The following is a 14,944-nucleotide window of genomic DNA, read 5'->3' as shown; positions in this document are numbered from 1 at the left end:
ACCGGTGTTCATCCCTGACCGGCGTGAGGGGAGCGTTCAGCCCTGACGACTGTTCCCGTCGGCATCCTGCGGGTCAGGCAGACGCGCGACGACACCCTGCGCCACCATGCGCGCGAGCTCGCGCCGCGACGGTGCTCCGACTTTCGAGCGCGCCTGGTACACGTGGGACTCCACGGTCCGGACGGAGAGGAACAGACGAGCGGCGATCGCCCGGTTGGTGAGCCCTTCGTTCGCGAGGAGAGCGATCTCACGTTCTCGGGCTGTGAGCTCCTCGGGCGGCGGGGAGGCAACGGGCGACGGAGCGGGCGCGGGAGCGGGGATCACCGCTTCGGCGGCGGGCGCCGACCACAGTGCGTGGAGCCGAAGCTCATCGACGGGTCGTGCGTCGTCGGCTCCGACTGACCGGGCCGACGCCCGGCGAACCGCGTCCGTCGCGAGGGGGAGGTCCGTCGTGGCGGCCAGCTGCACGAGCTCGTCGATCTCGTCCTGCACGGCGATGTCGAGACTCACGAGCCGGTACAGGTCGCGAATCCGCAGGGCCGCTGCCGTGCAACCGCGGCTGAGATCGGCGGCGGCGCGCGCGGCGGCACGCGCCTCGGCGACCCGCGCCTCCGCGACCAGGACGGTCGTCTCGACGTAGAGGCGGCTGCGACGCACGATGAGCGGCCCGTCCTCATCGACATGCGCGAGGATGGCGCGCGCCTCCTCCAGCCGCTGCGCAAGAGCCAACTCCTCCGCGACATCCAGTCTCAGCATCGCGGCCGTGGAGTCGCCCACCGCGGCCGGGTCCCGGCGCATGGCCGAGACCACCTCGCGATACGCCTGCACGGGTCGCCCGGACGCAGCGAACGCGATGGCCGCGGCGACGCCCGCGACGGTCAGTTCGGAAGAGCCGCCCTCACGCGCGGCCGGACCGAGCTCGCGTTCGAGGCGGTGCTGAGCCGCAGTGCCGTCGGCCCCGGCGATCTGGTGCCCCACGAGGAGCGAGAGCAACGTCGCCAGCCGATCTCGGGTGGTGATCCCGGGTGGGCGTGGGTCCGCGTCGAGCAGACGTTGCGCGTCGCGGTAGTGGGTTCGAGCGACGGCCCAGCGGCCCCGAAGAGTCTCCATGGTGCCCGCCGTCACGAGAGCCCGCAGTCGCCCCAGGGGCGAGGCGCCGGGGATCGAGATCGCCAGCTCGGCGAGTTCGCTCGCCTTCGCGGAGTCGAGCCGGTCACCCGCCCGCGCCGCCTCGCCGAGCAGGCGCTCCACCTGGGCGTCCGCCTCGGCCTGCTCGGGCGAGATCCGCGCCGCATCGGTGGAGAGCGGCATCCCCGCCGCCGCTCTGTACGCCTGCAGACGAGCGATCCGGCGGCGGGCGGAACCGTCGGCGACGACGCCGTCCGGGTCGACCACGTCGTGCCGCGCGAGAGCGGTTTCGATGTGCAGCGCGGGGTCATCGACGGCAGCGAGGCCGCGCGCGGCGTGGGCGGCCGCATGGGCGGGGTCCCCGCGGTCATTCGCCTCTCGCGCCGCGTCGAGTGCCACCCGGGCGCGAAGCGCCGGGTCATAGGCCGTTTCGCCCGAGGCGTCGAAACCGAGACGGTGCCATCGTTCGGAGACGGCGACCGCGATGGTGGAGCTCCACCAGCGGTCGGCCTCGGCGAGCATGCGTCTGCCGGCGCCGTCGATGATCGCATCGACGACATCGTCGCCGAGTTGCCGGTGCGCCTGGAGCGCGAAGAGATCGTTGGCCGTGAGGCGCTGTTCCGCCGAGGAATCGGCGTGGAGGAGGCCGCTGCCGAGAAGCGCGCCGACGGCCTCGGGGTCGAACAGGCGTGTGGCGACCGCGAACTCGAGGTGGGCCAAGCGGCGCACACCGGCGAGGCACTCGAGGTCCTGCCGCAGAAAGCCGGCGACGTGGCGTTCCACCGCGACGGCGAGTCGGCTGTCGGGGGCGACGGAGCGGACCGCCCGGAGCGGATCGCGGCCGTCGCGGGCAGCCCGGAGCGCCTCCAGCACGAGCTGACGCAGCAGTGTGCGGGAGCCGTCCGCGCGCCAGATGAGGCCCGCCCGCGTCGGCACGTCGAGCAGATCCGCGTCAGGGAAGAGCGCGATCATGCGCCGTGCGTCGTCGTCGGTGAGCTCCGACAGGTCGATGCGTCGAGCGAAGCCGTCCATCCAGAGGTCGAGGAACGTGCGGCGCACCTCGTCGGCGTCATCGGGGCGGTACCGCGACCGAGGGCGAGCGGTGCGCAGCCCGACGGCAGCGGTCGCCCGGCCTGCGGCCACCGCATGGGCGAGCGCACGCGCTGAGGCGGGATCGAGGGCGTCGACGTCGTCGATGACGACCACGCCCTCGATCCGCGTCGGTGATCCTTCGCTCAGATTGCGCAGGGCGGGGTGGCCGGTAGCGACCAGGGCTCCGAATGGGACGGCCCTCAGCGCTGAGGCCGGCCGGACGATGATGACCTCGCGTCCGCGCTTCTCGACCTCCGCCGTGATGGCCCGGAGGACGTAGCTGCGGCCGCTTCCACGTGGCCCCGCCACCACCATGGAGACGCCGGCCTGCACACGGGATGCCAGGTCGATCACATCCCGATCGGAACCGATCACTGCGCGCGACCACGAGGTCGCCTGTTCTGTCCGCATACTTCTCCCCCCGGATACCCGCAGGCGGACGGGTCAGCGTGGGCACACACTATCGATCAGCTATGCGCGCCGCTAGGTCGATGAGCGAAGGGATGTGCGCGTTTCGCGATGAGCGTCGTCCGACGGCACGCGTCGAGGTCAGGGGGGACGGGCTTTAGAATTGCTCGCATCATGACCACCCCAGTCTCGACCCCGACGCTCATCGTGCCCTCCGCCGCCGCCGCCCAGGGCGACGCCGGTGCGCGCACCTACGAAGTCCGCACGTTCGGATGCCAGATGAACGTGCACGACTCCGAGCGCCTCAGCGGGTCGCTCGAAAGCGCCGGCTACGTGCGCGCCGAGGCGGGCACCGAGGCCGACGTCGTGGTCATCAACACGTGCGCGGTGCGCGACAACGCCGCGGGAAAGCTCTACGGAACGCTGGGTCACCTGAAGTCGCGCAAGGACGCGCGCGCGGGCATGCAGATCGCCGTCGGCGGCTGCCTCGCGCAGATGGACAAAGAAGCCGTCCAGCAGAAAGCGCCGTGGGTCGACGTCGTCTTCGGAACACACAACATGGGCTCGCTCCCCGGCATGCTCGAGCGTGCCCGCCACAACGGCGAAGCGGAGCTGGAGATCCTCGAGTCGCTCGAGATCTTCCCGTCCACGCTGCCCACCAAGCGCGACTCGGTGCACAGCGGGTGGGTCTCGATCTCGGTCGGCTGCAACAACACCTGCACGTTCTGCATCGTGCCGAGCCTGCGCGGCAAGGAGAAGGACCGCCGCCCGGGCGACATCCTGAACGAGATCCGCCTGCTCGTCGACGACGGCGCGATCGAGGTCACCCTGCTCGGCCAGAACGTCAATTCGTACGGCGTCGAGTTCGGCGACCGTCTCGCGTTCGGCAAGCTGCTGCGCGCGGCGGGCGAGATCGAGGGCCTCGAGCGCATCCGGTTCACCAGCCCCCATCCGGCGGCCTTCACCGACGACGTCATCGTGGCGATGGCCGAGACCCCGGCGGTCATGCCGCAGCTGCACATGCCCCTGCAGTCCGGTTCCGACCGCATCCTCAAGGCGATGCGTCGGTCGTACCGCAGCGAGAAGTTCCTCGGCATCCTGGACCGCGTGCGCGAGCGCATCCCGCACGCGGCGATCACGACCGACATCATCGTGGGATTCCCGGGCGAGACCGACGACGACTTCGAAGAGACCATGCGCGTGGTCGAGGCCTCGCGGTTCTCGAGCGCCTTCACGTTCCAGTACTCGATCCGCGAGGGCACACCGGCCGCGACCATGGCCGATCAGGTGCCGAAGGCCGTCGTGCAGGAGCGCTTCGAGCGGCTGATCGCCCTGCAGGACCGGATCTCGGCCGAGGAGAACCAGAAGCAGCTCGGCCGCACCCTCGAGGTCCTCGTCTCGGCGGGGGAGGGCAAGAAGGATGCCGAGACCCACCGCCTGACCGGCCGCGCCGAAGACAACCGCCTCGTGCACTTCGAGCTGCCGGCGGGCTCGGCCGTGCCGCGTCCGGGCGACGTCGTGTCGGTCACGGTGACCCACGCGGCGCCCTTCCACCTGCTCGCCGACGCCGTCGACGGCGCGCCGCTGCGCATCCGTCGCACCCGCGCCGGCGACGCGTGGGACCGGTCGCAGGCCGAGTCGTGCGCAGTGCCGGCGCCCGCCGGCGAGGCCGGCGCGCCGCGCGCGGTGTCGCTCGGACTCCCCACGCTGCGCGTGGGCGTGTGACGAGCCCGTCCCTCTGGGCGGTCGTCGGAGCCACCGGCACCGGCAAGACCGGTCTCTCCCTCGCCCTCGCGCAGGCTCTCGCGGCCGAGGGGCGGCCGGCCGAGATCGTGAACGCCGACGCGATGCAGCTGTACCGCGGCATGGACATCGGAACCGCGAAGATCCCGGTCGCCGAGCGCCGCGGCATCCCGCATCACCTCTTCGACGATCTCACGGTGACCGACGAGGCCGCGGTGGCCTGGTACCAGGATGCCGCCCGCGCGGCGATCTCCGAGATCCACTCCCGGGGCGCCGAGGCGATCCTCGTCGGCGGCTCGGGGCTCTACGTCTCGAGCGTGCTGTGGGACTTCCGTTTCCCCCCGCGGGATGAGGCATTGCGCGCCCGCCTCGAGGCGGAGCTCGAGCGCGAGGGCCCGGGTGCGCTCTTCGCGCGGCTCCGCGAGGCCGATCCCCGTGCGGCGGCGAACATCGACCCGCGCAACGGGCGACGCGTGGTGCGCGCGCTCGAGGTGCTGGCCCAGGGCGGCGAGACGCACGGCGGTGCCCTTCCGGATGCGCCGGAACCGTGGCATCCGTCGACGCGCATCGTGACGACGCACGTGGAACGCGAGCAGCTCGTGTCGATGCTCGACGAGCGCGTCGAGGGGATGTGGGCCGCGGGCCTCGTCGACGAGGTCGAGAGGCTGCGCGGCGACGGACTCGAGCGAGGCGTCACGGCGTCACGAGCGATCGGGTACGCGCAGGCGCTCGCCCAGCTGCGCGGCGACCTGACGCGCGCGGAGGCCATCGCGCAGACGCAGGCCCTCACCCGGCGGTACGCGCGCCGACAGGTGTCGTGGTTCCGCCGTTACGCCGATGCCCGCGTCGTCGACGCCCGGACGACGGATGCCGCGCACCTCGTGCGCGCGACAGTGGGAGATGATCGATGACCATCGCGATCCGCGCATTCGTGCCGTCCGACGAGGACGCCGTCGTCGCCCTGTGGGAGGACGCGGGGCTGACCAGGCCCTGGAACGACCCGCGCGCCGACATCCGCCGGAAGCTGACCGTGCAGCCCGAGCTCTTCCTCGTCGCCGTCGACGGGGACGCGCTCGTCGGCAGCGTGATGGCGGGCTACGACGGACACCGCGGGTGGCTCTACTACCTGGCCGCCGCGGCCTCGCACCGCGGGCGGGGAGTGGGGCGGACGCTCGTGGCCGAGGCGGAGCGGCTGCTGGAGGCGATGGGCTGCCCCAAAGTGCAGCTCATGGTGCGCCCCGACAACACCGGAGCGCGGGGCTTCTACGACGCGCTCGGCTACGAGCCGTTCGAGACCTGGGCCACCGGCCGGCGACTGATCGTCGACGGTCCCGGACGACCCGACTGAGGCCGCCCGGCCCTGGCACGGCGGATGGCCGGCTGCGGGTCGTCCGTAGACTGGGCGCATGTCCTCTCTCGCGTTCACCAAGGGCCACGGCACCGGCAACGATTTCGTGGTGGTCGCCGACCCCGACGGCGAGCTCGACCTCTCCGACGCGCAGGTCGCCGCGCTGTGCGACCGTCACTTCGGCATCGGCGCCGACGGGTTGCTGCGGGTCGTGCGCTCCGCCGCGATCCGCGACGGCGCCGAGGCGGCGGCATCCGGGGCCGAGTGGTTCATGGATTACCGGAACGCCGACGGATCCGCGGCCGAGATGTGCGGCAACGGCACGCGCGTCTTCGCCCGGTACCTCACCGACACGGGTCTCGCCTCCATCGACGAGGGACTGCGGATCGGCACGCGAGCGGGCGTGAAGACCCTCACGCGCAGCGACCGCGGGTTCGAGGTCGACCTGGGAGCGTACGCGGTCGAGGCCGACGAGACGCTCGTGCGCGCGAAGGGCCTGAGCGTCGCGCGCCCGGGGGTGGGCATCGACGTCGGCAACCCGCACGTGGTCGTCGCCCTGTCGTCGGATGCCGAGCTCGAGGGGCTCGATCTGACCTTCCAGCCGGTACTCGACCCCGCGCCGCGACACGGCGCCAACGTCGAATTCGTCGTCCCGGCCGACCCGCTCGTGCGCGACGGCGTCGGGGCGATCCGCTTGCGCGTGTTCGAGCGCGGGGTCGGCGAGACCCTCAGCTGCGGAACGGGCGTCGCCGCCGCCGCGCTCGCCGTGCGGCACTGGGCGGGCGCCGCCGCTCCCGATCACTGGGTCGTCGACACCCCGGGCGGCACGCTCGGCGTGCGCGTCGCCGAGGGGCGGGTCTTCCTGTCGGGTCCCGCATCGCTGGTGTTCACGGGCGAGGTCGCTCTCGCCTGACACCGGAACGGGGCGTCGGAGCGGAATCGCGTGACGTCAAACGTCGCGGGGAGACGGCGCGTGCGCGCTCGAGCCGTGGCAGCCGGATGCCGGCTCGCGGGCGCGAGCGGATGATTCCACCGCGGACGGGAATCCGCTCCCGTGCGCGCCCCCTCCGGCGACGGCGCGGCGGAAGCCATCGGCTCAGCGGACGACGTCGATGAGTTCGCTCGGGGGCGAGCCGTGGCGGCGCACCCGCAGGACACGGTACCCGCGGCCGGTGGCGGCGCGTTGGACGCCGTAGCCCTCGGGGAAGGTCGCCGCGAGCCAGCGCTGCAGGGAATCGGAGCCGAGGTTGCGCTGGACGACGAACCAGCCGTCGCTGCGCTCCTGCAGGCGCGGGATCCAGTGCTGGAGCATGCCGTGCAGCTCGTTCTTGCCGACCCGGATCGGCGGGTTCGAGCGGATGGTGCGGAACGTCACGTCGTCGGGAACATCTTCCGGGCGCACGGCGTTGATGTTGGTGAGGCCGAGCGACTCGGCATTGCGCCTCACGAGATCGAGAGCACGTTCGTTGACGTCGACCGCCCACACGGTCGCGTGCGGTGACGCGAGCGCCAGCGACAACGAGATCGGACCCCACCCGCACCCCAGGTCGAGGAAGTTCCCACCGGCGGGCGGGGGAGGCGTGTTGGCCAGCAGCACCGAGGTGCCGGCATCCACGTGCTCGGGGCTGAAGACGCCGCCCGCCGTGACCACCTCGAGTTCGCGACCGGCCAGCGTCACGCGGATGCGGCGGAGCTGCTCAGGACTCGACGGCGATGCGCTGAAGTAGTGCTCGCTCCCCATCCGCACAGGATATCCGACCGGAGCCTCGGGCGCCGGGCCGGATAAAGTGCCAGAACATCAGTACCACCGCGGGCCCCGCCCGCGACGAAAGGAACACATGACCGAACAGACCACACCCCCGAGCATCGACGCGTCAGCCGTGGATCCGGTCGACCGTGTGCTCGCGCGCGCCGAAGCGCACCGCGGGGTCCGGGTCTTCGGTGCCGCTCAGGCCCTTCAAGACAGCACCACCGCGTACGGCGGCGACAGCGACGGCGACCAGTGGGACCGCGAGGAACGCGCGGCGCTGCGCCGTGTCGTCGGCCTGTCGACCGAGCTCGAAGACGTCACCGAGGTCGAGTACCGCCAGTTGCGCCTCGAGAACGTCGTGCTCGTCGGCGTGCACCCCCAGGGGGAGCAGACGGATGCGGAGAACTCGCTGCGCGAGTTGTCGGCGCTCGCCGAAACGGCCGGAGCGGTCGTGCTCGACGGCGTCCTGCAGCGTCGGCCCCACCCCGATCCGGCGACCTACGTCGGCCGGGGCAAGGCCGCGGAGCTTCGCGACATCGTCGCCGCCGTCGGCGCCGACACCGTCATCGCCGACACGGAGCTCGCGCCCAGCCAGCGGCGTGCGCTCGAAGACGTCGTGAAGGTGAAGGTGATCGACCGCACGACGGTCATCCTCGACATCTTCAGCCAGCACGCGAAGAGCCGTGAGGGCAAGGCCCAGGTCGAACTCGCGCAGCTCGAATACCTCCTCCCGCGACTGCGCGGATGGGGTGACTCGATGTCACGTCAGGCCGGCGGACAGGTCGGTGCAGGCGGAGCGGGCATGGGCTCCCGCGGACCCGGTGAGACGAAGATCGAGCTCGACCGTCGCCGCATCCGTACGCGTATGGCCCAGCTGCGCAAGCAGCTGCGCGACTTCGCCCCCGCCCGTGAGGCCAAGCGCGCCGAGCGCAAGCGCCACACGATCCCGTCGGTGGCGATCGCCGGGTACACCAACGCGGGCAAGTCGAGCCTGCTCAACCGCCTCACGAGCGCCGGAGTGCTCGTGGAGAACGCCCTCTTCGCGACCCTGGATGCCACGGTCCGCCGCTCCGAGACCACCGACGGGCGCGTGTACACGCTGACCGACACCGTGGGCTTCGTGCGCAACCTCCCGCATCAGCTGGTCGAAGCCTTCCGCTCCACGCTCGAAGAGGTCGGCGACGCGGACGTCATCCTGCACGTGGTCGACGCGTCGCATCCCGACCCGGCCGCCCAGCTCATGACGGTGCGCGACGTGATGGGCGATGTCGACGCGAACTTCGGGCAGGAGATCGTCGTCTTCAACAAGTCCGATCTCGTGAGCGAAGACGACCGGCTCGTGCTGCGGGGTCTCGCTCCGAATGCGAAATTCGTGTCGTCGCGCACCGGTGAGGGCATCGCCGAACTGCGTGCCGCGATCGAAGAGGCGCTGCCGTTGCCGGCGGTCGAGGTGCAGGCGGTCGTTCCGTACGACCGCGGAGACCTCGTGTCGGCGGTGCACGAGAGCGGCCTCATCGTGGCGCAGGAGCACCGCGAGAACGGCACCTATCTGCACGCTCACGTCGGCGCGCGGCTCGCCGCCGAGCTGGCGGCGTTCGAGGGCTGAGGCCCGCGCGGCACGATGGGCCCCTGCGCGTACGCGCGGGGGCCCATCGCCGTGGGGGCGCTCTTCGGCGCGTCGGCGCCGCGGGTGAGTCGCCCGGAAGGCGTCGGCTCAGTCGAGCTCGAGCGCGGGGATACCCGGGGTCTCGAAGCCGAACACCGCGCCGAGGAAGCCGAGTTCGCGCTCGAGGGAGTCGATCACCGTCTCCGACCGGCGGAACCCGTGCCCCTCGCCCTCGTACAGGACGTACGCGTGCGGGACGCCGTGCGCCGTCAGGGCGTCGCGGATGGCCTCCGCCTGCGACGGGGGGACCACCCGGTCTTCCGATCCCTGCAGGATCAGCAGCGGCACACGGAAGAGCTCCGGGCGGCTCAGGGGTGAGCGCTCGACGTACACGGCCTCGGCATCGGGCAGAGGCCCGATGAGCCCGTCGAGGTAGCGCGCCTCGAAGTCGTGGGTGTCTTCCGCGAGGGCGCGTGCGTCGCCCACCCCGTAGCGGGAGATGCCGGCTGCGAACACGTCGGTGCGCGTGACGGCGGCGAGCACCGTCCAGCCCCCGGCCGAGCCTCCCGCGATGGCGAGGCGCTCGGGGTCGGCGAGTCCCGCTTCCGCGAGGGCGGATGCCGCGGCGGCGACGTCATCGACGTCGACCGCGCCCCACTGTCCCTTCAGGCGGTCCCGATAGGCGCGCCCGTAGCCGGTGGAACCGCCGTAGTTGACGTCGAGGACGCCGATACCCCGGCTCGTGAAGAACGCCGTCTTCGCCGACGGAGCGGGGCCGACGTGCGAGGTGGGTCCGCCGTGGACGAGCACGACGTACGGCGGGCGCTCGCCTGTCACGGGGGCGACGTCGGGGTTGGTGGGGGCGTAGGCGAAAGCGTGCACCGGACCGTGCGGTCCGTCCGTCGACAGCGCGCGGGCCGTCGGCATCCATTCGTCTCCCCACGGGCCGGCGCCTCCCGTCACGAGGTCGACAGCGCCGGAATCGAGGTCGACGAGCCAGAGGCCCGATCGCCCGCCGGCGTCCGAACCCGAGACGAGCACCTGCGACCCGCGGGCGTCGTCGATCGCGGCGCCGGCGACGACGGGGACGTCGAGGGGACGGACGCCGCTCGGTGCGATCTCGACGACCTCATCGGCCCCGTTCGTCCGGACGGCGACGACGCGCCCGTCGTCGGCCGCTCCGAACCACCGGGTTCCGAGTACCCACAGGCCCCCGCCGGTGTCGGCGTCCGCCGGGGCGAGCGGCTGCGCATCGCCGTCGAGGGGGCGACGGAAGAGGTTCCATCGGCCTTCGGGATCGTCCGCGTAGAGGAGCTCGTCGTCCGCGATCCACACGGGTTGCACGGGCGCGCGGTGCGCACCGCCCGCGACGTCGTGGACCTCGCCCGTCTCGAGGTCGGCGACGCGGAGGACGGTGGCATCCCACGGCATGTCGGGGTGATCCCAGGCCACCCAGGCCAGGCGGCGACCGTCGGGCGAGAGGGCCGGCTGGGCCAGGAAGTCACTGCCCTCGGCGAGGACCTCCGCCGGCCCGTCGAGGGGGATGCGGACGATGGCCCGGGCCGGGACCCGCGACGACCCGTGGGTCTCGCGCACGGCGAGGAGGACCCCGTGCTCCCAGCGCAGTCCGCCGTGTCGCACGGCGTCGTCGGCGGGGGTCAGCGGGCGCGAGGTCTCGCCCGGGCGGAGCGCGTAGACCCGCTGGTCGGCCTTCTCGACGTAGTACAGCTCCCCGTCGTCGGACGCCGTCCAGGCGCCGCCACCGTACTCGTGCACCGCGGAGCGCGCGTCGGCGGGTGCGGGAAGCACCGTCTCGACGGAGCCGTCGCCGCGGCGACGCTTCACGGCGACGCGACCGGCCTCGTGGGGGACGGACTCGCCCCACCACACCTCGTCTCCGACCAGTCGTGCGCCGTCGACGCGCGGCGAGGCCTGGGCGACGGACGCGGGCGTGATCGGGGAGGGCCAGGAACCGTAGGGGAGGGTGTCAGCCATGACTCCAGCCTAGGCAGGGCATCCGACATCGACGGAGATCCCCGGTACTCGCGACGAGCGAGCCGAGAGGGGCGGATGCCACGCCCGAGCGCGCATCCGGCCCCGGGGCGGGGAAGGTCAGACGGCGCGCAGGACGGCGACGACGCGGCCGAGCACGACGGCCTCGTCGCCCAGGATCGGCTCGAACGCGCTGTTGCGGGGGAGCAGCCAGGTGTGGCCGTCGCGGCGGCGGAACGTCTTCACGGTCGCCTCGCCGTCGAGCATCGCGGCGACGATCTCGCCGTTCTCGGCCGTCGCCTGCGATCGCACGACGACCCAGTCGCCGTCGCAGATGGCGGCGTCGATCATCGAGTCGCCCGACACCTTGAGCATGAAGAGCTCGCCCTTGCCCACCAGTTGGCGGGGAAGGGGGAAGATCTCCTCCACCTGCTGGTCGGCGGTGATGGGCACGCCGGCGGCGATGCGGCCGACGAGGGGCACGAGGGCGGCGTCGCCCAGCGCGGGAGCCGTGTCGGCCGGGTTCTCGGCGGCGGCACCGGGGAGGTCGATGAGGACCTCCATGGCGCGCGTCTTGCCCGGGTCGCGCCGCAGGTAGCCGCTCAGTTCCAGCTGGTTGAGCTGGTGGGTCACGCTCGACAGCGACTTCAGGCCGACCGCGTCGCCGATCTCGCGCATGCTCGGCGGGTAGCCGTGCCGGGCGATCGATCGCTGGATGACCTCGAGGATGGCGAGCTGCTTGTCGCTCAGGTTCTTGCGTCGCCGAGTCTGCGGACGTTCGCGGCCGGCGGCGGTCGTCGCGTCGGTCATCTGTGCTCCCCTCGCGCCGCTGTCGATGCGGCGGAAATTCGAATGTCGGAGGTTGGTGATGAGGTCTCCGTGTCGAAACCGTATCCGGTGAACGAGCCGGAAGGCAGGGAACGGCGCGCGTGTCGCGTTCGATCCGTCTCCGATATCCGCGGTCTTGACACATCGAAAGTATCGAAGATAGATTCGGAATACAGATTCGCACCCCCGCCCTCCCGGCCGAGGGCGGGGTGCGAATCTCTCCCCACCGAGGAGCACATCATGAGCAGCATCGCCATCACCGTCCCGACCACCCGCCTGCGCATCACCGCGCGCGGCCGCCGTGTCGTCGCGTTCCTGGTCGCCCTTCCCCTCGCCATCGCCCTGAGTTTCGCCGTCGTCGGCGGGGGAGCCGCGCTCGCCTCGAACGAGGCCGGGGCGCCCGTCGGGTCGTTCACCGAGATCACCGTCATGAGCGGCGAGACGTTGTGGTCGATCGCCGAGGAGCTCGCGCCCGCGGCCGACCCGCGCGATGTGGTCGCCGAGATCTCGCGTCTCAACGCCCTGTCCGGCGGTTCCGTCACGGCGGGTCAGCGCATCGCCATCCCCGCCGAATACGCTCCCGCGAACTGACCGTCCGCACGGGATCGACGCCGACGGCAGGGGCGATCCGCCCGACCCGCGAGCGTGATCCGTCGGTGTCACCGCCGCCTACGATGGGTGAGGTGAACGTACGCCTCGACGACCTCCCGCTTCGCGACGATCTCCGGGGCATGACGCCCTATGGGGCACCGCAGGCCGCGCTGCCCGTGGCGCTGAACGTGAACGAGAACACGCACCCCGTTCCGTCCGAAGTCGCCGACGACATCCTGGATGCCGTGGCTCGCGCCCTCCGTGATGTCAACCGGTATCCCGACCGCGAATTCACCACTCTCCGTGAGGCCTTCGCGCAGTACCTCGGGCACGGACTGAACCCCGATCAGATCTGGGCGGCCAACGGCTCGAACGAGGTCCTCCAACACATCCTCCAGGCGTTCGGCGGTCCTGGCCGCACGGCGATGGGATTCGCCCCCACCTACTCGATGTACCCGATCCTCACCCGCGCCACGGGCGCCCGGTGGATCGCCGGGGAGCGCGCGCACGACTTCACCCTCTCCGCCGAGTCCGCGGCGACGCAGGTGCGCGAGCAGCGTCCCGACATCGTCTTCCTCTGCGCCCCCAACAACCCCACGGGCACCCCCCTGCGCCTCGACGTCATCGAGGCCGTGTACGACGCCTTCGAGGGGGTCGTCATCGTCGACGAGGCCTACGAGGAGTTCGCCCCGCGCGATGAGCCGTCGGCCATCTCGCTGCTGCCCGGGCGCCCGCGGCTGGTCGTCTCGCGCACCATGAGCAAGGCGTTCGCCTTTGCGGGAGCCCGCGTCGGCTACCTCGCCGCCGACCCGGCGTTCGTCGACGCGCTCCGCCTGGTACGGCTGCCGTACCACCTCAGCGCGCTGACGCAGGCCGCCGCGACGGCCGCTCTCGGGCACGCCGACACCATGCTCTCGATGGTCGACGAGATCGTCGCGCAGCGCGACCGCATCTCGGCGACCGTGTCGGCGCTGGGGTACACGGCGCACGAGTCCTGGACGAACTTCGTCCTCTTCGGGGGCGTCGACGATCCCGCCGCGACGTGGAAGGCGCTCTACGACCGGGGCGTGCTGATCCGCGACGTCGGCATCCTCCACCACCTCCGCGTCTCGGCCGGAACGGCCGACGAGACCACCGCGTTCCTGGACGCCCTCGCCTCGATAGGATCCCGAGCATGACCGCCCCCGCCACCCCCCGCACCGCCTCGATCACGCGCGAGACGAGCGAGTCCCGCGTCGAGCTCGAGCTCGACCTCGACGGTCGCGGCGTCAGCGACATCTCCACGAGCGTCCCGTTCTTCGATCACATGCTGACGGCGTTCGCGAAGCACTCCCTGACCGACCTGCGCGTGCGCGCGACGGGCGACACCCACATCGATGCGCACCACACCGTCGAAGACACCTCCATCGTCCTGGGTCAGGCCATCCGCCAGGCGCTCGGAGACAAGTCCGGCATCGCGCGGTACGGCGACGCGCTCGTTCCGCTCGACGAAGCTCTGGCGCAGGCGGTCGTCGACATCAGCGGACGCCCCTACCTCGTGCACACGGGGGAGCCCGCGGGCTTCGAGCACCACCTGATCGGCGGACACTTCACCGGCTCGCTCGTGCGCCACTCGTTCGAGGCCATCTCGATCCACGGCGGCCTCACCGTGCACCTGCGCGTCGTCGGGGGACGCGATCCGCACCACATCGCCGAGGCGGAGTACAAGGCGTTCGCGCGTGCCTTCCGACAGGCCAAGGCCCTCGACCCGCTCGTCGACGGCATCCCGAGCACGAAGGGCGCGCTGTGACGGCCAAGCCGGTCGTCGCCGTCCTCGATTACGGCTCGGGCAACGTCCACTCCGCGGTCAAGGCGCTGGTCGAAGCCGGAGCCGACGCGCGGCTGACATCCGACCGCTCGTTGCTGATGGACGCCGACGGCCTCCTCGTCCCCGGCGTCGGCGCGTTCAGCGCCGTCATGGGCGCCCTGAACGCCAGTCGTGGGGGCGAGATCATCGATCGCCGGCTCGCGGGCGGTCGTCCGGTGCTCGGCATCTGCGTCGGCATGCAGGTGATGTTCGAGCGCGGCATCGAGCGCGGCACAGACACGCCCGGACTCGGTGAGTGGCCGGGCACCGTCGACGAGCTCGCCGCCCCCGTGCTGCCGCACATGGGTTGGAACACGGTCGCCGCGGGGGAGGGATCGCGTCTTTTCGAGGGCATCGAACGGGAGCGCTTCTACTTCGTCCACTCGTACGCGGCGCAGGAGTGGTCGCTCGAGGTCACGCCGCCGTTCCCGCAGCCCGCGGTGACGTGGTGCACGTACGGTGCCCCCTTCATCGCCGCGGTCGAGAACGGTCCACTGGCCGCGACGCAATTCCACCCCGAGAAGTCGGGAGATGCCGGCATCCGTCTTCTCGCCAATTGGATCGACGGACTGCGCACGACTACTGTGTGACCTCGTGCCCGGGGCTGGCGAG

13 protein-coding genes are annotated in these 14,944 nt (G+C 71.7%); 9 read left to right on the top strand and 4 right to left on the bottom strand.

Annotation, left to right across the window (positions count from 1 at the left end):
• Window positions 1-36 precede the first annotated feature (36 nt).
• A complete protein-coding gene (locus AB0230_RS01050; protein WP_366373451.1) occupies window positions 37-2,631 on the bottom strand; it encodes a LuxR C-terminal-related transcriptional regulator in 2,595 nt (864 codons plus the stop codon).
• 171 nt (window positions 2,632-2,802) lie between these two features.
• Between AB0230_RS01050 and miaB the strand changes: the two genes are divergently transcribed.
• The 4 genes from miaB to dapF are packed head-to-tail and all read left to right on the top strand — an operon-like array spanning window position 2,803 to window position 6,632.
• Entirely contained in the window at window positions 2,803-4,353 is a 1,551-nt protein-coding gene (miaB, locus tag AB0230_RS01045) for a tRNA (N6-isopentenyl adenosine(37)-C2)-methylthiotransferase MiaB (RefSeq protein ID WP_366373449.1), read from the top strand.
• Complete coding sequence (gene miaA / locus AB0230_RS01040; RefSeq protein WP_366373447.1) at window positions 4,350-5,282, top strand: tRNA (adenosine(37)-N6)-dimethylallyltransferase MiaA; 933 nt, start codon at window positions 4,350-4,352, stop codon at window positions 5,280-5,282. The genes miaB and miaA overlap by 4 nt, the downstream gene beginning before the upstream one ends.
• On the top strand, window positions 5,279-5,719 hold the full coding sequence (locus AB0230_RS01035; protein WP_366373445.1) for a GNAT family acetyltransferase: 441 nt from the start codon (window positions 5,279-5,281) through the stop codon (window positions 5,717-5,719). Before miaA ends, AB0230_RS01035 begins: the two co-directional genes overlap by 4 nt.
• A 58-nt stretch (window positions 5,720-5,777) precedes the next feature.
• On the top strand, window positions 5,778-6,632 hold the full coding sequence (gene dapF / locus AB0230_RS01030; protein WP_315993080.1) for a diaminopimelate epimerase: 855 nt from the start codon (window positions 5,778-5,780) through the stop codon (window positions 6,630-6,632).
• A 183-nt stretch (window positions 6,633-6,815) separates the two neighbouring features.
• On the opposite strand, the gene AB0230_RS01025 is transcribed toward dapF, so the two are convergent.
• Window positions 6,816-7,460, bottom strand: a complete 645-nt coding sequence (locus AB0230_RS01025; RefSeq protein WP_315993079.1) for a methyltransferase — start codon at window positions 7,458-7,460, stop codon at window positions 6,816-6,818.
• 97 nt (window positions 7,461-7,557) lie between these two features.
• On the opposite strand from AB0230_RS01025, the gene hflX reads away from it, so the two are divergent.
• Window positions 7,558-9,075 carry a GTPase HflX gene (hflX, locus tag AB0230_RS01020; RefSeq protein WP_315993078.1) on the top strand — a complete coding sequence of 506 codons (1,518 nt, stop codon included), beginning with the start codon at window positions 7,558-7,560 and terminating at the stop codon, window positions 9,073-9,075.
• Between the two features lie 108 nt (window positions 9,076-9,183).
• On the opposite strand, the gene AB0230_RS01015 is transcribed toward hflX, so the two are convergent.
• Both AB0230_RS01015 and lexA read right to left on the bottom strand, forming a co-directional pair.
• Window positions 9,184-11,070, bottom strand: coding sequence for a prolyl oligopeptidase family serine peptidase (locus AB0230_RS01015; RefSeq protein ID WP_366373442.1), 1,887 nt, complete (start codon window positions 11,068-11,070; stop codon window positions 9,184-9,186).
• Between the two features lie 117 nt (window positions 11,071-11,187).
• Window positions 11,188-11,877 carry a transcriptional repressor LexA gene (lexA, locus tag AB0230_RS01010; protein ID WP_013583385.1) on the bottom strand — a complete coding sequence of 230 codons (690 nt, stop codon included), beginning with the start codon at window positions 11,875-11,877 and terminating at the stop codon, window positions 11,188-11,190.
• A 258-nt stretch (window positions 11,878-12,135) separates the two neighbouring features.
• Between lexA and AB0230_RS01005 the strand changes: the two genes are divergently transcribed.
• From AB0230_RS01005 to hisH, 4 genes are all read left to right on the top strand, one after another.
• The gene (locus AB0230_RS01005) at window positions 12,136-12,486 is read left to right on the top strand and encodes a LysM peptidoglycan-binding domain-containing protein (protein WP_366373440.1); all 351 of its coding nucleotides are present in this window, start codon (window positions 12,136-12,138) and stop codon (window positions 12,484-12,486) included.
• A gap of 83 nt (window positions 12,487-12,569) precedes the next feature.
• Complete coding sequence (locus tag AB0230_RS01000) at window positions 12,570-13,664, top strand: histidinol-phosphate transaminase (RefSeq protein ID WP_366374503.1); 1,095 nt, start codon at window positions 12,570-12,572, stop codon at window positions 13,662-13,664.
• Entirely contained in the window at window positions 13,661-14,275 is a 615-nt protein-coding gene (gene hisB, locus AB0230_RS00995; RefSeq protein ID WP_366373438.1) for an imidazoleglycerol-phosphate dehydratase HisB, read from the top strand. The genes AB0230_RS01000 and hisB overlap by 4 nt, the downstream gene beginning before the upstream one ends.
• Window positions 14,272-14,922 carry an imidazole glycerol phosphate synthase subunit HisH gene (gene hisH, locus AB0230_RS00990; protein ID WP_315993073.1) on the top strand — a complete coding sequence of 217 codons (651 nt, stop codon included), beginning with the start codon at window positions 14,272-14,274 and terminating at the stop codon, window positions 14,920-14,922. The genes hisB and hisH overlap by 4 nt, the downstream gene beginning before the upstream one ends.
• The last annotated feature ends 22 nt before the right edge of the window (window positions 14,923-14,944 follow it).

This window comes from Microbacterium sp. NPDC089190, assembly GCF_040701795.1.
GTDB classification, from domain to species: Bacteria; Actinomycetota; Actinomycetes; order Actinomycetales; family Microbacteriaceae; genus Microbacterium; species Microbacterium galbum.
Note: the sequence above shows the minus strand (reverse complement) of the source record. Positions and strands in the feature narration are given on the sequence as shown.